The sequence below is a fragment of the Streptomyces sp. NPDC046303 genome, assembly GCF_055588085.1.
This window is the reverse complement of record NZ_JBVJFA010000002.1, coordinates 215,382-234,602: the sequence shown is the minus strand read 5'-3', so window position 1 is coordinate 234,602 and position 19,221 is coordinate 215,382. Positions and strand designations below refer to the sequence as shown.

Genomic DNA, 19,221 nt, shown 5'->3' with positions numbered 1-19,221 from the left:
TTGAGGTGTGCGCATAGACGCGGAGCAGGCCGGCGGAGGGGTCCCGGCTCAGCGCGCGAGCTCCTCCTTCAGCGCCTGGAGGAAGCCGTCCACGTCCTCCTCCTGGGTGTCGAAGCCGCACATCCAGCGGACGTCGCCCGCGGCCTCGTCCCAGAAGTAGAAGCGGTAGCGCTCCTGCAGCCGCCTCGACACCTCGTGCGGAAGCCGCGCGAACACCGCGTTGGCCTGCACCGGGTAGAGGATCTCCACGCCGTCCGTCTCGCGCACGCCGGCCGCGAGCCGCTGCGCCATCGCGTTGGCGTGGCGGGCGTTGCGCAGCCACAGGTCCTTGGCGAGCAGCGCCTCCAGCTGCACGGACACGAACCGCATCTTGGACGCGAGCTGCATGGACATCTTGCGGATGTGCTTCATCTGCCGGACCGCGTCCGGGTTGAGCACCACCACGGCCTCGCCGAACATCATGCCGTTCTTGGTGCCGCCGTACGACAGCACGTCCACCCCGACCGTGTTCGTGAAGGTGCGCATCGGTACGTCGAGCGAGGCCGCGGCGTTGGCTATCCGGGCCCCGTCGAGGTGCACCTTCATGCCCAGGCCGTGCGCGTGCTCGCAGATGGCCCTGATCTCGTCCGGGGTGTAGACGGTACCGAGTTCGGTGTTCTGGGTGATCGAGACGACCTGGGGCATCGCCCGGTGCTCGTCATCGAATCCCCAGGCCTCCTGGTCGATCAGCTCGGGGGTGAGCTTGCCGTCCGGCGTCGGCACGGCGAGCAGCTTGATGCCCGCCATGCGTTCCGGCGCGCCGCCCTCGTCCACGTTGATGTGGGCGGTCTTGGCGCAGATCACGGCGCCCCAGCGGTCCGTCATCGCCTGGAGGGCGGTGACGTTCGCACCGGTGCCGTTGAAGACCGGGAAGGCCTCCGCGTACGGACCGAAGTGGCTGCGGATGACCTTCTGCAGGTGCTCGGTGTACTCGTCCTCGCCGTACGCGACCTGGTGGCCGCCGTTGGCGAGCGCCAGGGCGGCCAGGACCTCCGGGTGCACCCCGGCGTAGTTGTCACTCGCGAAACCGCGCACCGCGGGATCGTGGTGGCGACGGGCGTCGGTCTTCCCTGTATCGGTTCTCACGGTTGCGGAGTGAGCCACAGACGCTGTCCGTTCACATCGATTGCGGGCCGGTCCCAGACGCCGGCGATGGCCTCGGCCAGCTCCTTCACGTCGGTGAAGCCCGCGAACTTCGCATGGGGTCGCTCGGCGCGCATCGCGTCGTGCACCAGTGCCTTGATCACCAGGATCGCAGCTGCCGCTCCGGGGCCCTCGTCTCCCCCGATCTTGCGGAAGGAGTCCGCCATGGCGAGGGTCCACGCCTCGGCGGCCGCCTTGCCGGCGTTGTACGCGGCGTTGTTGGCGACCGGCTTGTGCGCGCCGGACTGGCTGACCAGGACGTAGCGGCCGCGGTCGCTGCGCAGCAGTCCGTCGTGGAAGGCGAGCGAGGTGTGCTGGACGGTGCGGATCAGGAGCTTCTCCAGGAAGTCCCAGTCCGCGAGGTCGGCGTCGGTGAAGGTCTTGCTGCCGCGCCAGCCGCCGACGAGGTGGACCAGCCCGTCGATCCGGCCGAACTCCTTCTCCGTCTGCTCGGCCCAGACCTTGGTGGCGGCGAGGTCGAGCAGGTCCACGGTGTCACCGGTGATGGTGGCGCCGCCGTGGGCGTACCGCGCCGCGTCCACCGCCTCGGCGAGCCGCGCCGGATCGGCGTCGGACGCGACGACCACGGCACCCGCCTCGGCGAGGCGGAGCAGGGTGGCGCGGCCGGCGGGGCCACCGGCCCCGGCCACCGCCACTACCGCTCCGTGCAGCTTTCCGTTGCCGTTCCCGGAGCCGTTCATCTGTACAGCCTCCTGTGGGCGGTCGCTCACGCGGCGACTCGCTCGGCCTGCTCGGCATTGCGGGCGGTGATGCCCTTGGTCGAGGCGATCACGCCCTTGAGCTTCTTGGCGAGCGCCTCATAGAACATGCTGAGCGGAAACTCGTCCGGAAGCACGTCGTCCACGAGCTTGCGCGGAGGCTGCGTCATGTCGAGGGCGTCGGGGCCCTTGGCCCACTTGGATCCCGGGTGCGGCGCGAGGTACGTCGAGACCAGCTCGTAGGCCTTGAACCAGTGGACGAGCTTGGGGCGGTCGATGCCGGCCCGGTAGAGGTCCTCGATCTCGGCGCACAGCTGGTTGGTGACCTGCGGGGCGCGCATCCAGTCGATCTTCAGCTTGTTGTCCGTCCAGCGCACGACGTCGTGCTTGTGGAGGTACGCGAAGAGCAGCTGGCCGCCGAGACCGTCGTAGTTGCGGTTGCGGTCGCCGGAGACCGGGAAGCGGAACATCCGGTCGAAGAGGACGGCGTACTGGACGTCGCGGCCGTGCTCGTTGCCCTCGGACTCCAGCTTCACGGCCTCCTTGAAGGCGGTGAGGTCGCAGCGCAGCTCTTCGAGGCCGTACATCCAGAACGGCTGGCGCTGCTTGATCATGAAGGGGTCGAACGGCAGGTCGCCGTGGCTGTGGGTGCGGTCGTGGACCATGTCCCACAGGACGAAGGCCTTCTCGCAGCGCTCCTGGTCCTGGACCATGGCGGCGATGTCCTCGGGCAGCTCGATGCCCAGGATGTCGACGGCGGCCTCGGTGACCTTGCGGTAGCGGGCGGCCTCGCGGTCGCAGAAGATGCCGCCCCAGGTGAAGCGCTCGGGGGCCTCGCGCACGGCGATGGTCTCGGGGAAGAGCACGGCGGAATTGGTGTCGTAGCCCGGGGTGAAGTCCTCGAAGGTGATGCCGAGGAACAGCGGGTTGTCGTACCGGTTGCGCTCGAGCTCGGCGAGCCACTCGGGCCACACCATGCGCAGGGCGACGGCCTCCAGGTTGCGGTCCGGGTTGCCGTTCTGCGTGTACATGGGGAAGACCACGAGGTGCTGGAGCCCGTCGACGCGCTCGGCGGCCGGCTGGAAGGCCAGCAGGGAGTCGAGGAAGTCCGGCACGCGGAAGTCGTCGGCGACCCACTTGCGCAGGTCCTTGACGAGCGCCTGGTGGTAGGCCTCGGCGTGCGGGAGCAGCGGGGACAGCGTCTCGACGCCCTCGATCACGCGCTCGACCGCGGCCTCGGCCTCGGAACGGGTGGGGGCACCGGCGGCCTCGAAGTCGATGGAACCGTCCTTGGCCTGCCAGGGCCGGATCTCCTCCACGGCGGCCTTGAGCGCGGGCCACGCGGGGTGGTCGACCACCCGCTCCCCGGCGGTTATCACGGCACCGCCGGCACCCGGCACAAGAGTTTCCGTCATGTCACTTCCTCCACAGGAGAACCTCACGTCAAGGCAGAGTAAGCGGCGGAGGCTCTCCCGTTCAAGAGGGAACTCGGGAAATTATCCTGTGATACCCCCCGCTTCACCGGAAGTCTTCCCGTCCGTCAGGGTGGAATCGATGGCTCCGCCCAGTCTTGCCATGGCTTCCCGGGCCTGCGGCAGTACGCCGGCCAACGCCAGGAAGCCGTGGAACATCCCGGGGTGCGCGTCCAGCACGGAGGGGACCCCGCATGCGGTCAGCCCGCGGTGGTAGGCCTCCGCCTCGTCCCGCAGCGGATCGCAGCCGGCGACCACCAGGTACGCGGGCGGCAGCCCGGTCGGGTCGGCGCGCAGCGGGGAGGCCAGCGGATGCCGGCCGTCGCCGTCCGGGCCCAGGTACTGCTCCCAGAACCAGCGCAGGTGCGCGGCGGTCAGGAACCAGCCCTCCGCGTACCTGCGGTACGACGCCGTGTCCTGGGCGGCGTCCAGCACGGGATAGACCAGCGCCTGGAGGGCGACGGCCGGTCCCCCGCGTTCGCGGGCCAGCAGCAGTGCGGCGACGGCCAGGTTGCCCCCGGCGCTGTCGCCGGCGACGACCAGGGAGCCGCGGGCGCCGCCCAGCTCGTCGAGGTGCCCGCCGGCCCAGCACAGGACGGCGTGGGCGTCCTCGGCGGCGGCCGGGAAGCGGTGCTCGGGAGCCCTCCGGTAGTCCACGGAGACCACGGCCGCGCCGGCCGCCCGGCACAGGGCGCGCGCGGTGGTGTCGTGGGTGTCCAGGTCGCACAGGACGAAGCCGCCGCCGTGGAGGAAGACGACGGTGGGGCGCGGCCCGGGCCGCTCCCCGGGGTCGGGCAGGTAGATCCGTACGGGGACCGGCGGGGCTCCGGGCGGACCGGGGACGGTCCGGTCCTCGACGGCTCCGACCCGGGGCGGGTCGGCGGGCGACCGGGGCGCGGCGGCGAGGATGCGCCGGGCCTCGCGGGCGTCGGTGACGCTGCCGCCGAGGTCGGGGAAGGCGGCGGTCAGCGCCTCGAGGAAGGGCCGGACGGCGGGGTCCGGGGCCTCGGCCTCGGCGGGCGGCGAGCCGGTCATCGCCGGCCCCGGAAGTGCGGTATGACCTTCTCGCCCCACTGGCGCAGGGTCTCCAGACAGGCCTCCTGCTCCACGGTGCCCATCTGGATCAGGCACATGATCTCGTCGGCCCCCGCCTCCCTGAGCCGTTCCACGTACGCGATGGCGTCGTCGGCGCTGCCGTAGGCGTGGTCGGCGTTGAAGGTGGCGGTGGAGGCGGGACGCACGGGGATGTCCAGCTCGTGCAGCCGGGCCACCACCTGTTCGGCGGCCTCGCGCATCCGCGCGGCCTCGTCGGCGCCCGCGACCACGGCCTCGTCCGGAATGCCCGCGCCGCCGTACCAGTGGCCGATGGACTGGGCGAAGAAGCGCTGGCCGCGGGTGCCGATCCGGCGCGCCTCCTCCCGGTCGTCGAGCACGATGGTCGGGCAGAGCACGGAGAAGTGGTCGTTGACGGCGGTGGACACGAAGCGGCTGCCGTCCCGCCCGGCGATCGCCGCGTCGTAGACGGTGCGCATCCCGGCGATCGACTCGGGTCCGGCGAAGCCCATGACCAGGGCACCGATGCCCAGCTCGGCGGCCTGCACCAGGGTCTCGGCGCGGCTACACGCCAGGAAGAGCGGCGGGTGCGGGGTCTGCGCGGGCCGCGGCAGGATCGGGTGCGGGTCGATGTCGATCAGTTCGCCGTGGTACTCCAGCTCCTCCTCCTGCCAGGCCCTGCCGATGATCCGCAGGGCCTCCTCGACCTCCGCGGTGGTGCGCTCGCGGTCCACCCCGCACAGAGAGGTCTCCTGTTCGGTGCCGCCGCGTCCGGCCCCGAGGTCGAGCCGCCCGCCGGAGAGCAGGTCGAGCATGGCCGCCCGTTCGGCGACCCGGACCGGGTGGTTGAAGTTGAAGGGCATGCACACGACGCCGTGCCCGATGCGTATGGTGCTGGTCCTGGCCGCGACCCACGTCAAAAAAACTTCTGGCGCGGACATGTGGGCGTACCACTTCAGCGCGTGGTGTTCGACCGCCCAGACGCGGTCGAAGCCCATCTGCTCGGCGAGCACGGCCTGCTCCACGCAGTCGCGGATCACCTGGTGCTCCCGCTCCACGGTCGGGTCGGCGAGCTGTGCTTCGAAGATGACGGAGAACTTCACGGTGCCTCCAGGGGGTTGCGTCCCGTGTCCGGTCTTACTTCAATAAGGAATATGACTAGTAGTCAGATGTCGAAGAAGCAAGAGCTGCCGCCGACCGCGTGGGCGGTTCTCGGCCTTCTTTCGTTCCCCGGGGAGCGCACGGGCTACGAGCTGAAGAAGTGGGCCGACTCCTCGCTCCGCTTCTTCTACTGGTCGCCCGCGATCAGCCAGATCTACTCCGAGCTGCGCCGACTGGAGGAGCTGGGTTACGCGGCTTCCGCCCGCTCGGGGCCGGAGGAGGCGCGGACCAAGCGGCGCTACGCCATCACCGGCGCGGGCCGCGAGGCGCTGGCCGGCTGGGCCGCGGACACGTCGGAGGCCGGTCCTCCGGTGCTCAAGCACGGGCTGCTGCTGCGGGTCTGGCTGGGACACCTGGCGGAGCCGGAGCGGCTGCGCGCGATGGTCGTCGAGCACCTGGAGCGCACCCGGGCCGAACTGGCTTCCGTACGGGAGGCGGTGGCGCAGGCGGGCGAGGTCCCGGAGTGGGCCTTTCCGGCGCTCGCGCTGCGCTGGAGCGAGCGGCAGCACCTGGCGGAACTGGAGCTCGGCGAGGCCCTGCTGGCCGACCTGGCCGACCTGGCCGCGCTGTCCGGCGCGGTCCGTCAAGCCGACGGGGACGCGCCCACGCCCGGGTGACGGCGACGGCGCCGCCGCCGGCCGCGCGGGGGCCCACAACCCCGACGGGAAGCGGCCGGTGCGCTCCTGCGGGGCCTTGCACGGGCGGTCCCTTCGCACCCTCGGCGCACTAGCATGCGTCCTCATCGCGCGCGGCCGGTCGGGACACCGCGTCCGCGCGGGGAGCCGCCGTCGACGGAAGCGAGAGAACCTTGACTTTCCTCACCATCGGTCACCGCGGGGTCATGGGTGTCGAACCGGAGAACACCCTGCGGTCGTACCTCCGAGCGGAACGGTCCGGCATGGACGCCATCGCCCTGGACGTCCGGCTGAGCAAGGACGGCGCCCTCGTCGCCCTGCACGACCCCGAGGTGGACCGGACCACCGACGGCTCGGGTGCCGTCGCCGATCTGACCCTGGCCGAACTGCGCGGACTGGACGCGGGTCAGGGCGAGCGTGTGCCGGTCTTCGAGGACGTTCTGGACGCGGTCCGGACCCCGCTCCAGGTGGCGGTACGGGACCGGGCCGCCGCCCGGGCCCTCGCGGAAACGATCCTGAGCCGCGACCTGACCGGGCGGGTGGAGGTGGCCTCCTTCGAGGGTGCGCTGCTCGCCGAGGTCGCGCGGCTGGTGCCCGGCGTCCGGACCGTGCTCCACGCGGCCGCTCCCCGAGACGGCGCCGAGGACCTCGTGGAACTGGCGACGGCCGCGGGCGCCGCGACGGTCACCCTGGACATCCGGCGGCTCACCCTGGAGGCCGTCGAAGCGGTGCACGCCGCCGGGCTGCGGGTGACCGGCCGGGGCGTCGACACGCTCGACCTGCTGCGGCTCGCGCGGGCGCTCGAACTGGACGGTGCGATCACCGGCTTCCCGGAGATCCGCAGCACGGGCCGCTTCACCGCATAGGCCCGGTCCGCTACAGCGACTTGACCAGCAGCTCGAAGGCCAGGTCGTCGCGGAGCGGGACGCCGAAGCGCTCGTCCCCGTAGGGGAAGGGGCTCAGCTCGCCGGTGCGGCGGTAGCCGCGGCGCACGTAGTAGGCGATGAGCTCCTCCCGTACGTTCACCACCGTCATCCGCATCTCCTTGGCGCCCCAGACGTCACGGGCGCGACGCTCGGCCTCGGCCAGGATCTCCTTGCCGAGGCCCGCGCCCTGGAGCCCGGGACGGACCGCGAACATCCCGAAGTAGACGTGGTCCCCGCGGTGTTCGAGCTGGCAGCAGGCGACGAGCTCGCCCGCGCGCTCCACGACCAGCAGGGTGCTGTCGGGCGCGTCGATGATCTGGCGGACGCCGTCCGCATCGGTGCGCTGCCCGTCCAGGAAGTCGGCCTCCGTGGTCCAGCCGCCGCGGCTGGCGTCACCCCGGTACGCCGACTCCACGAGGGCCACCAGCTCGCTGACGTCCGCCTCGACGGCACTGCGGAAGCTGAGGGCGGCGGGGTGGGCGGTCGACATCGGTGGCTCCGTTCTGCGCGGTGGCATGTGACATGCCGGGTACGGCAGGGAGAGCGTATCCCGGGGCCGCGTGAAGGCGGTGTGAGAGGGGCATCTCTTCCCGTGACGCCGACGAACCGGGAGGTTCCGCCGTGCACGGTTCCGCCATGTCCTCCGCCGACTTGGCCTCCGCCTGGCTGCTCGTCGTGCTGTGCGCGGTGAGCGGGGCCTACTGCCTGCGGCAGGTGCGCAGATCGGGCGGCGCCGCGGCCGGGGAGGCCGTGATGGCGTTCGGCATGGCGCTGATGGCGGTGCCCCTCGGGGACCGGGGCGGGTGGCAGGCGCTCGTGCTCGCCGCGGTGTTCTGCGGCGCCGCCCTGCACGCGGTGTGGCTGCTGCGCGGCGGGGTGCACCACGCGCACCACCTGGTGGGCTCGGTGGCCATGGCCTGGATGGCGCTGACGGCGGCCGCCGGGTCCGGGCACGGCGGGGGGCCGTCGGCGGTCACCGGACTGCTGCTGCTCTACTTCGCGGGGTACGTCCTGCTGGGCGGGACCCGGCTGGTCGCGGCGGGCGGCGCCGTGCGGGGCTCCTTACCGGTGGGGCCGACCGAGCTGACCCGGGCCTGCCGACTGGCCATGGGGATGGGGATGTTGGCCATGCTGCTCATGATGTGAGGGCGCGGGCGCACGTGTCCTGCGTCACCAATGCCCCGTGACCGTACCCGCAGGTAGGCCCGCGCTCTTAGGCTGGCGGCCATGATGGTCCCCGCCGCTCTCCTGCTGCTCGGCGTGCTGACCGCGGTGCTCGCGCCGCGGCTGCTCGCCCGGGCCCGATGGCCCGAGCGCGAACCCGTCGTGGCCCTGTGGGTGTGGCAGTGCGTGGTGGCCGCGGTGCTCCTGTGCTTCGGGCTGTCGATGCTGCTGAGTGCGGCGGCGGCCTGGCAGGCGGTGCGCGGGCGGCTCTTCGCCGCCGCCCCGCACGGGGTCGTCGACGCGTACGCCCTGGGCGCTTCCGGCGGTCCCTGGGCCGCCGGCACCGCGCTCGTACTGGCGGGCGGGGCGCTGTGGACCGCGGCGATGCTGGCCCGGGAGGTGCTCCGGGCGCGGGCTCGGCGGCGTGCCCAGGGCAGCGAACTGCTGGTGCGGGCCCCGCTGCTGCCCGGGGAGGAACCCACGGGCGCGCGGCTCGTCGTACTGGAGGGTCCTCGGCCGGACGCCTGGTGGCTGCCGGGCGCGGCCCCGCAGCTGGTGGTCACGACGGCGGCGCTGGGCCGGCTGAAGGGGAGCCAGCTCGACGCCGTACTGGCCCATGAGCAGGGGCACGCGGCGGCCCGGCACGACTGGCTGCTGCACTGTTCGCGGGCGCTGGCCGGGGGCTTCCCGCAGGTGCCGGTCTTCGCGGCGTTCGAGGCGGAGATGCACCGCCTCGTCGAACTCGCCGCCGACGACGTGGCCTCGCGCCGGTACGGGCGGCTCACGATCGCGCTGGCCCTGGTCGGACTGAACGAGGACCGCGGGGTGTTCGGGCCCACGGCGGCCCCGCAGGCGCACGTCCAGGAGCGGGTGCGCCGGCTGCTGGCGGCCACGCCCCGGCTGTCCGCGATGAGCAGGCTCCGGCTGACGGCGACCGCCGCCCTGGTCCCGGCGGTGCCGCTGCTGGTGGCCCTGGTGCCCGGGCTGAGCGCTCTGGCATAGGCGCCGGGCCGGGCCTGGACGTGCTGTCCGGGGGCGGGGGCGGTCGGTGCGAGGATCACCCCATGCGGATCGATCACTTGCGTCACCTGAGGCCGGCCGGCATCGGCTGTGCACTGCTCGCGGCCGTCCTGACGGCTCTGGTGGCGGCGCGGTGGCGGCCTCTGCTCTCGTTCGACGACCGGATCGTCCGGGATGCGCACGGCCATGCCCTCGACCATCCCGCGGTCACCCACACGGTGCGGATCCTGACCGACTGGGTGTGGGACCCCTGGACCATGCGCGCCCTGGCCGCCGTGGTCTGCCTGGTGCTGTGGCGGCGGGGCCGGCGGGAGCGGGCGGTGCGGGTGGCGGTGGCGGCGCTCGCGGTGTCCGCGGTGCAGCAGGGATTGAAGGCCGTGGTGGGGCGGGAGCGTCCGGTGTGGCCGGACCCGGTGGACTCGGCCCACTTCGCGGCCTATCCCTCGGGCCACGCCATGACGGCGACGGTGGTGTGCGGGGTGCTGCTGTGCCTGCTTCCCCGCCGGACCCCGCGGTGGGCGGTGCGCACCGCCTGGGCCACGGCCGTGGTGTCGGTCCTCGGGGTCGGCTTCACCCGGATCTACCTCGGCGTGCACTGGCCGTCGGACGTACTGGGGGGATGGCTGCTGGGCGTGGCCCTGGCGGCCCTGGCCGTGATGGCTCCGGGCCCCCGCCGGGGATGTGCCTGCCCTGGGCGATCCCCCGTGTCACCCAGAGCAGGCGGCCCCGCGCGCTGAGTATATTGGCTCCGAGCCAGTCAACGCAGGAGTAAGCATGTCCCCGCGCAGCGCATCGGTCAATGAAGAATTGCGCAGACGTTCCCGGGAGCGGCTGCTCCAGGCCACGGTCGAGCTCGTCGCCGAGCGCGGCTACGAGGCCACGACCCTCGGCGACATCGCCGACCGGGCGGGCGCGGCACGCGGCCTGGTCTCGTACTACTTCCCGGGCAAACGACAGTTGCTGCAGTCGGCGGTGCACCGGCTGATGCACCTCACCCTGCACGCGGCGCTGGAGCGCGAACCGCGCAGCCAGGACGGTCGGGAGCGGCTGGCGCGCGCCATCGACGCGGTCCTGGGGCTGGCCCGGGACGAGCCGTTGCTGATGCGGACGCACATGGCGGGCATCCTCACTGCCGAGGGCTTCGTGCAGTGCCCGGAGCAGCAGCGGCTGGCCGAGCTGCTGCGGGACACCGTCACCCGGTACGGCTCGCCGGACGTGGACGCGGACTATCCGCTGCTGCGGGCACTGCTGATGGGCGCCGTGGTGGCCGTCCTGCTGCCCGGTGCGCCCATGCCGCCGGCCCGGCTGCGGGCCGAGCTGTTCCAGCGCTACGGGCTGGACTGGGAGCTGGGCGTCCCGCCGGACGGGGGGCCGCCCGGCGGAACGATCCACTCAGGTCATCACGAGGTCAGTGGTACTCAGGCTGGCTCTGCACGTTGAGCCGGTCCATCCACACCCACTTGGCGCTCTCGGTGCGCCAGTCGTCGAGCCTCAGCACGTCGAAGCCCTTGGCGATGTCGTTCGAGTAGATGTGCCCGTTGTAGTAGTACGCGGACCAGGATCCGCCGAGTCCGAGCTTGTCGGTGGTCAGCGGGCCCCGTTCGAAGTACCCGATCTCCTTGGGCTGTGCGGAGTCGGTGAACTCCCATACGGAGACGCCGCCCTGGTACCAGGCCTGCACCATGATGTCGCGGCCGCCGCCGACCGGGATCAGCGAGCCGTTGTGGGCCACGCAGTTCTCGGTGTCGGCCTGGTGGCGCGGGATCTTGAAGTAGCTGCGGAAGGCGAGCTTGCGCCCGTCTCCGCTGCCGGTGATGTCGTAGATCCCGTCGGCGCCCCGGTGGGGGCCGGTGGCCGCGTTGCAGGTGGCGCCGCCACCGCCGCCGAGTTCGTCGGTGAACACCACCTTGTCCGCGCGTTCGTTGAAGGTGGCGGAGTGCCAGAACGCGAAGTTCACGTTGTCCTGCACCCGGTCGATGACCTTCGGCTGCTCGGGCGCGCTGATGTCGAAGAGGATGCCGTCGCCCATGCAGGCTCCGGCGGCCAGGTTCTTCGACGGAAGCACGGTGATGTCGTGGCAGCCGGTGGTCTTGGAGACGCCGGGGTTGGTGGGTCCGCCCGGGTTGCCGCCGTCGGGGAACAGGATCGGGAAGGCCACGACCGCGGCCTGGGTCGGCGCCTTCTTCGGGACCTTCACCACCGATATGCCGTCGTGCGGCGGCTTGCAGTCGGGGAAGGCCTCGTTCGGGGAGTACGAGGCGACGTAGAGGTAGATGTCGCGGCCGCCCGGCACCAGGGTGTGGGTGTGGGAACCGCAGGCCGTTTCCACGGACTTGATGTACTTGGGGTTCTTCTTGTCCTTGATGTCGAAGATCTTGATGCCCTCCCACGAGGACTTCTCCGTCGCGGGCTGCGAGACGCTGTTGCAGGAGTCGTCGCTGCGCGAGGAGTCGGTGGAGAGGAAGAGCAGGTCCCCGAGGACGGAGATGTCGTTCTGGCCGCCGGGGCACAACACCTCGGTGACGGTCTTCGGTGCCTTCGGGTTGGAGATGTCGTAGATCGTGAAGCCGTTGTAGTTGCCCGCGTAGGCGTACTTGCCCTGGAACGCCAGGTCGGAGTTGACGGTGGCGGTGGCGGCGAGGGGGATGTTCGCCAGGGGCTTGATGTTCGCGCTGTGCACGATCTCGTCCTGACCGGGGATCTCGCCGGGGGCGAGTTCCCTGCCCTGGACGAGGCCCGCGTCCTGCCGGCTGCCGCCGCCGGGCGCCACGTCGCCCGGGTCCGGGGTGGCGGCCGCCGGTCCGGCGGTCAGGAGCGTGGCGAGGAGCCCGGCCGCCGCGGCGGCCGCCCCCACCCTCCCTTTGCGCACTCTCGTGCTGTGGAACGAGCTCACTGTGCCCTCCCATGGGAGTCCGATCGGTTCCGTTCGATGGGGGAACGGAACCCGGACCCCGGCAGTATCTTCCTTTTCATGGACATGGCAAAAGACCCCCGGAGGGGCCAGCCCTCGCGAACGCGGCGGAGCCGATGCGCCGCAGCGGCCGTGGCCGCCGTCCTCCTGTTGGCCCTCGCCGGCTGTCAGGGAGAGGACCCGCCCGGCGCGGCCGCCGAGGACGGCCCGGCCGTGGTCGTCGCTCCGGGCCGGCCGGGCGAGGAGGCGCGCACGCTCAGCCCTGAACAGGCGGCCAGGGAGAAGCCCGACGACAGCCCGAACGCCGCCGACCACGCGTACGTCCAGGGCATGATCGAACATCACCGGCAGGCGCTGACGATGAGCGCACTGGCGCCGCAGCGGGCCTCGGCGGACGGGGTCAAGCGCCTCGCGGAGCGGATCGCGGCCGCCCAGCAGCCCGAAATCGGGGCGATGGAGCGGTGGCTGACCCTCCATCCGGCCCCGTCGGCCGGCTCGGGCGGCCCCGGCCACCACCACGGCGCCATGCCGGGCATGGCGACGGAACAGCAGCTGCAGGAGCTGTCGGGGGCCACGGGCGCCGACTTCGACCGGCTCTTCCTGAAGCTGATGACCGCCCACCACGAGGGCGCCCTGAAGATGGCGGGCCAGGCACTGGCCGGGGGCAACAACGTGGCGGTGGAGGAGATGGCCACCGAGGTGGTGGCCACCCAGACCGCCGAGATCCACCGGATGCGCGCGATGGGCTGACGGCCGGAGCACCCGGTGTCATGCTGGGACCACCTGCGGGAGGAGCTCCGCCGTGCTTCGTATCGCCGTCGTCGGATCGGGCCCCAGCGGGGTCTACGCGGCCCAGACGCTGGTTCAGCAGCGCGAGGTCCCGGGGGTGTGCGTCGACGTCCTGGACCGGCTGCCGGCTCCGTACGGGCTCGTGCGGTACGGGGTCGCGCCCGACCACGAGAAGATCAAGTCGCTGCAGGGCAACCTGCGCGGCGTGCTGGAGGACGAGCGGATCCGCTTCCTCGGCAACGTCGAGGTCGGCGGGGAGCTGCTGTCGACGGAGCGGCTGCTGGAGCTGTACCACGCGGTGGTGTACTGCGTGGGCGCGGCGCGCGACCGGATGCTGGGGATCCCCGGCGAGGAGCTGGCCGGGGTGCATTCCGCGACGGCTTTCGTGTCCTGGTACAGCGGCCACCCGGACGCCGTCGCGGAGGCCTTCGGCCTGTCCGCGGTGGATTCCGCGGTCGTGGTCGGCGCGGGCAACGTCGCGGTGGACGTGACACGGATCCTGGCCCGGGGCGAGGCCGAGCTGGCACCGACGGACATGCCGCAGCCGGCGCTCGGCGCACTCGCGGACAGCGGGGTGCGGCGGGTGGCGATGGTGGCCCGGCGCGGTCCCTCACAGGGCAAGTTCACCACCAAGGAGCTGCGGGAGCTGGGCACGCTGCCGGACGTGGACGCCGTGGTGGACCCTGCCGAGGCGGCCATCGACCCGGTGTACGGCGATCCGGTCGCGGCCGCGGCGCTGCCCGCGGTGGCCCGGCGCAACCTCGAGGTGCTGCGCGACTGGGCGGAGCGGGGCCCGGGCGGCGCCCGCCGCCGCATCGACCTGCGGTTCTATCTGCGCCCGGTGGAGATCCTGGGCGGGCCGGACGGCCGGGTGAGCGGCATGCGCTTCGAGCGGACCGCGCCGGACGGCCGCGGCGGGGTGACCGGGACGGGCGTGTACGAGGACATCGAGGCGCAGCTGGTGCTGCGTTCGGTGGGGTACAAGGGCGTCCCGCTGGCAGGCCTGCCCTTCGACCCGGCCAAGGGCACGGTCCCGCACGCGGCGGGCCGGGTGCTCCGCGCGGGCCGGGCCTCGGTCGGCGAGTACGTGGCGGGCTGGATCAAGCGCGGCCCGACCGGCGTGATCGGCACGAACCGTCCCTGCGCCAAGGAGACGGCCTCCTCGCTGCTCCAGGACGCGGGGACGCTGGCCCGGCGCGAGCTCCCCGACGACCCGCTGGACGCGCTGCGCGCGGCGGGCCTGCGGCCGGTGGAGTGGCCGGGCTGGCTGGCCATAGAGGCCGCGGAGGCCGACCTCGGCCGCTCCCTGGGCCGCCGTTCGGTGAAGATCCCCGACTGGCAGGGCCTGCTGGGCGCGGCCGGGCTGGGCCAGTGAGCGTCGCCGAAGGAGCACGGGCCGGCCCGTGAACGCCGACGACAGGGCCAGTGCCGCGTCAGGCACACCCCCTAGCAGTTCTCGCTGATCACGTCCTCCAGCGTGGAGAGTGACAGGCGGTCCTCCTCGATCTTCTTGTTGAGGGCTTCCAGCGTCTGCTTGAGGGCGCCGATCTGTTTCTCGTCCGGATCGGGCTGGGCCTCCAGCTCGGCGATCCTGCGCGCGAGCTCGGCCGCGTGCGCCTCGGCGGCCTTGATGGTCGCCTTGAGCTCCTTCGCGATGCGCTTCATCAGATCGCATCCGGATTCGCCTGCCATCGGTGAGTTCACGTCGCTACTCCCTCGTCATGGCGCCCCGCCGTCGGCGCGCCCGCGCGGCCAGTATCGAAGTCCCCGCCTGCCCGCACCCGGCGGAGTAGCCCGTCCGGACCATGGTCCGCCGGCACCTCGCGGGGCCCGGCGGGCTCAGCCCTTGCCCAGTCGGGCTTCCTCGGCGGCGGCCGCCGTGAGGACGCTGTCGAGGAGCCCGGGGAAGAGCTCCTCCAGCTCCTCCCGGCGCAGGGCGTTGAGCTTGGTGGTGCCGCGGTACGTCTGGCGGACGACCCCGCTCTCCCGCAGGACGCGGAAGTGGTGGGTGGTCGTGGACTTGGTGACGGGCAGCTCGAAGGAGGAGCAGGCCAGCGCCGAGGCCGAGCCGTCCAGGTCCCGGACGATGGAGAGCCGGACCGGGTCGGAGAGCGCGTGCAGCACGCCCTCCAGGCGGATCCCGGCCGCCTCGGGGTGGGGCAGGGCGCGGGCCGCGTCACGTTCCGTCATGTCCCTGCTCCGCTCGCTCGGCTTGGTCGGGCCCCCATCGTACGAGAGACGTCGTATGAGCAGGGCCGGGCGCGGCCCCGCCGTCACCAGGCCCGGTGGTACGGGGCGGGCGTACGGATCTCCGCGCCCAGTTCGGCGGCCGCGCGGCGGGCCCAGTACGGGTCGCGCAGCAGCTCACGGCCCAGCAGGACCGCGTCGGCCTCGCCGTTGGCCAGGATCTTCTCGGCCTGCTCCGGTTCGGTGATCAGGCCGACGGCGGCCGTGGGCAGGCTGGTCTCGGCCTTGACCCGGGCCGCGAACGGCACCTGGTAGCCGGGGCCGACCGGGATCGTCACGCCGGGGGCGAGGCCGCCGGTGGAGACGTCGAGGAGGTCCACTCCGTGCTCCGCCAGCAGCCCGGCCAGCCGGACCGTGTCGTCGGCGGTCCAGCCGTCCTCCTCCAGCCAGTCGGTGGCGGAGATCCGGAAGAACAGCGGGAGCTCCTCGGGCCACACGGCCCGTACCGCGTCGACGACTTCGAGGGCGAGGCGGGTGCGGTTCTCGAAGGAGCCGCCGTACGCGTCGGTGCGCCGGTTGCTGTGCGGGGAGAGGAACTCGCCGATCAGGTAGCCGTGGGCGCCGTGGATCTCCACGACCTCGTAGCCCGCCGCGAGCGCGCGCTCGGCCGCGGCCGCGAACTGCCCGGTGATCGCGTGGATCTCATCGGCCGTCAGCTCGTGCGGGACCGGGTGGCCCTCGGAGAACGGCACCGCGCTGGGTGCGACCGTGGGCCAGCCGTGCGCCTCGGGGCCGACCGGGCCGCCGCCCTTCCAGGGGCGCTCGGTGGACGCCTTCCGTCCGGCATGGGCGATCTGGATGCCGGGGACGGTGCCCTGCGCCTTGAGGAAGGAGGTGATCCGGCGCAGCGCCTCGACCTGGGTGTCGTTCCAGATGCCGAGGTCGTAGGGGGAGATCCGGCCCTCCGGGGAGACGGCGGTGGCCTCCTGGACGATCAGGCCGGTACCGCCGACGGCGCGGGCGGCGTAGTGGGCGAAGTGCCACTCGTGGGCCACGCCCGCGTTCGGGCCGTCGGGTTCGGCGCTGTACTGGCACATGGCGGCCATCCACACGCGGTTGGGGATCGTGACCGAGCGGAGGGTGTAGGGCGCGAACAGGGCAGCGAAAGCGGCGGGGGCAGCACTCATGAGGGCTCTCCAGACGTCACCGGCGCACCGGGGATCGGCTAAGTACGAGATTCACCGTACTACGAAATCTCTCGTACTACGAGACCTCTCGTACAAGCGCGTCGAGCTCGGCGCGCAGCGCCTGCGCCAGGGCGGGCAGGTCCGGCACGGCCGCCGCGTCGGCGACGAGGCCGTAGTGGACGGCGCCCTTGTAGGTGGAGACCGCGACGGCCAGGGACTGGCCGTGGGCCAGCGGGGCCAGCGGGTAGACCTCGCGGACCCGGCTCCCGCCGAGGGAGAAGGTCAGGCCGGGCAGCGGGACGCTGGTGACCAGGATGTCGAAGAGCAGCCGGGCGGCCTGGGCGACGAACGGGCCGCCGAGCCGGTGGCCGAGCGGGTGGACGTGGTCGGCGAGCAGGGCGACGGCTCCCGCGCCGCGGCCGGGTCCGGCGTCCTTGTTGCGGTCCATCGCGGCCCGTACGCGGTCCAGGCGCAGCAGCGGGTCGCGCTCGGCGAGCGGAAGCCGCAGCAGGTATCCGGAGAGCCGGTTGCCCCCGCCGCCTCCGGGCCGGCCGCGCCGGGACACGGGAATCAGGGCGCGCGGGCCCGGACCGCTGGGCGCGGGGTCGCCCCGGCCCTCCAGCCAGCGCCGCAGCGCGCCCGCGACCACGGAGATCAGCACGTCGTTGACGGTGCCCCCGGCGGCCTTGCGGACGAGGTTGACCTCGTCCAGGTCGAGGGCGAGCCCCGCCACCGCGCGGGCTCCCGTGCCGGAGGCGCCGGCGGTGAGCGCCCCGGGACCGCCTCCGAACGGTCGGGCGGGCGGCAGCCCGGCGCGGACCACGGCGGCCCCGATCTCCAGGGCCTGGCCGACCTCCTGCGCCCGGGCCGCGAGGACTCCGGGCAGCCGCCGCAGGGCGGCGCCGGCGCGCTGCCCGGGGACGGGGACGGGAGCGGCAGCGGCAGCGGCAGCGGGGACGGGGACGGGGACGGCCCGCGCGGCCGGCCGCAGGGCCGGGCCCTCGTCGAACAGCGCCGCGGCCAGGGCGAGCGCGCCCAGGCCGTCGGCGAGCGCGTGGTGGAACTTGAACAGCACGGCGAAGGTGGCCGGATCGGGCCCGGCCAGTACGTGCGCCTCCCAGGGGGGCAGGTCCCGGTCCAGCGGCCGGGCCATCAGCGGGCCCGCGGCGGTGTGCGCGTCCTGGTCCGTCCGTACGAGGAAGACGTGCCGCGCCGGGTCGAAGCCGGGGTCGGGCGACCAGGCGGCCGCGCCGACCGGCAGCAGGACGTCCCGGATCCGGCGGCGCAGACCCGGTACGGCGGCGCAGCGGGCGGTGAGCAGCTCGGCGGCATGTTCGGCGGCGAGCTCGGCGCGCAGCGCCTGCGCGTGCCGGCCGGGGCCGGATCCGCGACGGTCCGCGGCCGTGAAGACCGCGAGGGCGCCGAGGTGCATGGGGTGGGCGGCGGATTCGATCCGCCAGAAGGCGAGGTCGAGCGGGGACAAGTGCTCGGTGGCCACGTGGGTCCTCTCGCGTGCGGCTGAGATGGCCTGAAGTCAACCTATTCCGAACAGCCAGATGCAAGCAGCGACCATTTCCCAGTGGTAAATGAGTGGTAAATGATCAGTATTGATCCGCCGAGTGGACCCGCCGCCGCGCGCCGGGCCGCTGTCAGTGGGCGGGTGCAGACTGGCCGAAAAGCTCTGGAAGCATGGACGACTAGTCCGGAGGTGCCGGCCATGGCCGACGTACTGCTGCTCGTGGGTACCCGCAAGGGACTCTTCATCGGCCGCCGCCAGGACGGCGTTGCATCGTGGGCGTTCGACGGCCCCCACTTCAACGCCCAGGCCGTGTACGCGGTGGCCATCGACCGGCGGGGGCCGGCGCCCCGGCTGCTGGCCGGCGGGGACAGCTCGCACTGGGGGCCGTCCGTGTTCAGCTCCGACGACCTCGGGGCCACCTGGCGGGAGCCCGCCGCGGCCGCGGTGAGGTTCCCCAAGGACACCGGCGCCTCGCTGGAGCGGGTCTGGCAGCTCCACCCCGCCGGGCCCGAGGCCCCGGACGTGGTCTACGCGGGGACGGAGCCGGCCGCGCTGTTCCGCTCGACGGACCGCGGCGAGTCCTTCGAGCTGGTCCGCCCGCTGTGGGAGCACCCGAGCCGCGGCAGCTGGCAGCCGGGCGGCGGCGGGGAGGGACTGCACACGGTGATCACCGACCCGCGCGACCCGGACGCCGTGACGGTGGCCGTCTCCACCGCCGGGGTGTTCCGGACGAAGGACGGCGGCGCCAGCTGGGAGCCCTCCAACGACGGGGTCTCCGCGGTGTTCCTGCCCGATCCGCACCCCGAGTTCGGCCAGTGCGTGCACAAGATCGCCCAGGACGCCGGGAACACCGATCGGCTGTACCTGCAGAACCACTGGGGCGTCTACCGCAGCGACGACGCGGGCGCCCGGTGGACGGACATCGGCGGCGGACTGCCCTCGGACTTCGGCTTCGCGGTGGCCGCCCACCCGCACCGGCCGGACACCGCCTACGTCTTCCCGATCAACGCCGACTCCGACCGGGTGCCGGCCGAGCACCGGTGCCGGGTCTTCCGCACCCGCGACGCGGGGGCCAGTTGGGAGCCGCTCTCCAAGGGCCTGCCGGCCGGGGACCACTACGGCACGGTGCTCCGCGACGCCCTGTGCACGGACGACGCCGACCCGGCGGGGATCTACTTCGGCAACCGCAACGGCGAGCTGTACGCCAGCCACGACGACGGCGAAAGCTGGCGGCTGCTGGCCGAGCACCTGCCCGATGTGCTGTGCGTGCGGGCGGCGACGATCGGCCAGTAGAGT

The 19,221-nt window shown here is 72.9% G+C and carries 20 protein-coding genes; 9 read left to right on the top strand and 11 right to left on the bottom strand.

The annotated features are described in order from the left end of the window. Positions 1 to 48 precede the first annotated feature (48 nt). The 5 genes from ACZ6I1_RS02810 to ACZ6I1_RS02790 form a co-directional block, all read right to left on the bottom strand. Positions 49 to 1,143 (bottom strand): threonine aldolase family protein, encoded by a 1,095-nt coding sequence (locus tag ACZ6I1_RS02810; protein WP_469282346.1) that lies wholly within the window; start codon positions 1,141 to 1,143, stop codon positions 49 to 51. After that, positions 1,122 to 1,883: an SDR family NAD(P)-dependent oxidoreductase gene (locus ACZ6I1_RS02805; RefSeq protein ID WP_469282345.1), complete on the bottom strand. Its 762-nt coding sequence runs from the start codon at positions 1,881 to 1,883 to the stop codon at positions 1,122 to 1,124. Before ACZ6I1_RS02805 ends, ACZ6I1_RS02810 begins: the two co-directional genes overlap by 22 nt. A gap of 26 nt (positions 1,884 to 1,909) precedes the next feature. Next, complete coding sequence (locus ACZ6I1_RS02800; RefSeq protein ID WP_469282343.1) at positions 1,910 to 3,316, bottom strand: DUF6421 family protein; 1,407 nt, start codon at positions 3,314 to 3,316, stop codon at positions 1,910 to 1,912. 81 nt (positions 3,317 to 3,397) lie between these two features. Then, positions 3,398 to 4,408 (bottom strand): alpha/beta hydrolase, encoded by a 1,011-nt coding sequence (locus ACZ6I1_RS02795; RefSeq protein WP_469282340.1) that lies wholly within the window; start codon positions 4,406 to 4,408, stop codon positions 3,398 to 3,400. Next, entirely contained in the window at positions 4,405 to 5,529 is a 1,125-nt protein-coding gene (locus ACZ6I1_RS02790; protein ID WP_469282338.1) for an LLM class flavin-dependent oxidoreductase, read from the bottom strand. The genes ACZ6I1_RS02795 and ACZ6I1_RS02790 overlap by 4 nt, the downstream gene beginning before the upstream one ends. A 66-nt stretch (positions 5,530 to 5,595) precedes the next feature. On the opposite strand from ACZ6I1_RS02790, the gene ACZ6I1_RS02785 reads away from it, so the two are divergent. Then, complete coding sequence (locus ACZ6I1_RS02785) at positions 5,596 to 6,204, top strand: PadR family transcriptional regulator (protein WP_469282336.1); 609 nt, start codon at positions 5,596 to 5,598, stop codon at positions 6,202 to 6,204. Between the two features lie 191 nt (positions 6,205 to 6,395). Then, positions 6,396 to 7,088: a glycerophosphodiester phosphodiesterase gene (locus ACZ6I1_RS02780; protein ID WP_469282334.1), complete on the top strand. Its 693-nt coding sequence runs from the start codon at positions 6,396 to 6,398 to the stop codon at positions 7,086 to 7,088. Positions 7,089 to 7,098: 10 nt separating this feature from the next. Here ACZ6I1_RS02780 and ACZ6I1_RS02775 read toward each other — a convergent pair whose 3' ends face one another. Beyond that, entirely contained in the window at positions 7,099 to 7,638 is a 540-nt protein-coding gene (locus ACZ6I1_RS02775; RefSeq protein WP_469282332.1) for a GNAT family N-acetyltransferase, read from the bottom strand. A gap of 146 nt (positions 7,639 to 7,784) precedes the next feature. Here ACZ6I1_RS02775 and ACZ6I1_RS02770 point away from each other — a divergent pair, with 146 nt between their 5' ends. The 4 genes from ACZ6I1_RS02770 to ACZ6I1_RS02755 all read left to right on the top strand — a co-directional run bounded on the left by ACZ6I1_RS02770 (position 7,785) and on the right by ACZ6I1_RS02755 (position 10,772). Beyond that, the gene (locus tag ACZ6I1_RS02770) at positions 7,785 to 8,294 is read left to right on the top strand and encodes a DUF5134 domain-containing protein (RefSeq protein ID WP_469282330.1); all 510 of its coding nucleotides are present in this window, start codon (positions 7,785 to 7,787) and stop codon (positions 8,292 to 8,294) included. Positions 8,295 to 8,375: 81 nt separating this feature from the next. Further along, the gene (locus ACZ6I1_RS02765; RefSeq protein WP_469282328.1) at positions 8,376 to 9,314 is read left to right on the top strand and encodes a M56 family metallopeptidase; all 939 of its coding nucleotides are present in this window, start codon (positions 8,376 to 8,378) and stop codon (positions 9,312 to 9,314) included. Positions 9,315 to 9,376: 62 nt separating this feature from the next. Then, positions 9,377 to 10,069: a phosphatase PAP2 family protein gene (locus ACZ6I1_RS02760; protein WP_469282325.1), complete on the top strand. Its 693-nt coding sequence runs from the start codon at positions 9,377 to 9,379 to the stop codon at positions 10,067 to 10,069. A gap of 37 nt (positions 10,070 to 10,106) precedes the next feature. Continuing rightward, positions 10,107 to 10,772 (top strand): TetR/AcrR family transcriptional regulator, encoded by a 666-nt coding sequence (locus tag ACZ6I1_RS02755; RefSeq protein ID WP_469282322.1) that lies wholly within the window; start codon positions 10,107 to 10,109, stop codon positions 10,770 to 10,772. Here the strand turns inward: ACZ6I1_RS02755 and ACZ6I1_RS02750 are convergent. Next, on the bottom strand, positions 10,741 to 12,225 hold the full coding sequence (locus ACZ6I1_RS02750; protein ID WP_469282320.1) for an LVIVD repeat-containing protein: 1,485 nt from the start codon (positions 12,223 to 12,225) through the stop codon (positions 10,741 to 10,743). The genes ACZ6I1_RS02755 and ACZ6I1_RS02750 overlap by 32 nt on opposite strands. An 84-nt stretch (positions 12,226 to 12,309) precedes the next feature. Between ACZ6I1_RS02750 and ACZ6I1_RS02745 the strand changes: the two genes are divergently transcribed. Together ACZ6I1_RS02745 and ACZ6I1_RS02740 are read left to right on the top strand one after the other, a co-directional pair. Then, positions 12,310 to 12,993, top strand: a complete 684-nt coding sequence (locus ACZ6I1_RS02745; RefSeq protein WP_469282615.1) for a DUF305 domain-containing protein — start codon at positions 12,310 to 12,312, stop codon at positions 12,991 to 12,993. Positions 12,994 to 13,045: 52 nt separating this feature from the next. Next, a complete protein-coding gene (locus ACZ6I1_RS02740; protein ID WP_469282318.1) occupies positions 13,046 to 14,407 on the top strand; it encodes an FAD-dependent oxidoreductase in 1,362 nt (453 codons plus the stop codon). 71 nt (positions 14,408 to 14,478) lie between these two features. On the opposite strand, the gene ACZ6I1_RS02735 is transcribed toward ACZ6I1_RS02740, so the two are convergent. The 4 genes from ACZ6I1_RS02735 to ACZ6I1_RS02720 form a co-directional block, all read right to left on the bottom strand. Next, positions 14,479 to 14,697, bottom strand: coding sequence for a hypothetical protein (locus ACZ6I1_RS02735; RefSeq protein WP_469282317.1), 219 nt, complete (start codon positions 14,695 to 14,697; stop codon positions 14,479 to 14,481). Between the two features lie 174 nt (positions 14,698 to 14,871). Next, the gene (locus tag ACZ6I1_RS02730) at positions 14,872 to 15,222 is read right to left on the bottom strand and encodes an ArsR/SmtB family transcription factor (RefSeq protein ID WP_469282316.1); all 351 of its coding nucleotides are present in this window, start codon (positions 15,220 to 15,222) and stop codon (positions 14,872 to 14,874) included. 83 nt (positions 15,223 to 15,305) lie between these two features. Beyond that, a complete protein-coding gene (locus ACZ6I1_RS02725) occupies positions 15,306 to 16,406 on the bottom strand; it encodes an NADH:flavin oxidoreductase/NADH oxidase (RefSeq protein WP_469282315.1) in 1,101 nt (366 codons plus the stop codon). 76 nt (positions 16,407 to 16,482) lie between these two features. Next, a complete protein-coding gene (locus ACZ6I1_RS02720) occupies positions 16,483 to 17,904 on the bottom strand; it encodes a wax ester/triacylglycerol synthase family O-acyltransferase (RefSeq protein WP_469282314.1) in 1,422 nt (473 codons plus the stop codon). Positions 17,905 to 18,123: 219 nt separating this feature from the next. Here ACZ6I1_RS02720 and ACZ6I1_RS02715 point away from each other — a divergent pair, with 219 nt between their 5' ends. Further along, positions 18,124 to 19,218 (top strand): WD40/YVTN/BNR-like repeat-containing protein, encoded by a 1,095-nt coding sequence (locus ACZ6I1_RS02715; protein ID WP_469282313.1) that lies wholly within the window; start codon positions 18,124 to 18,126, stop codon positions 19,216 to 19,218. The last annotated feature ends 3 nt before the right edge of the window (positions 19,219 to 19,221 follow it).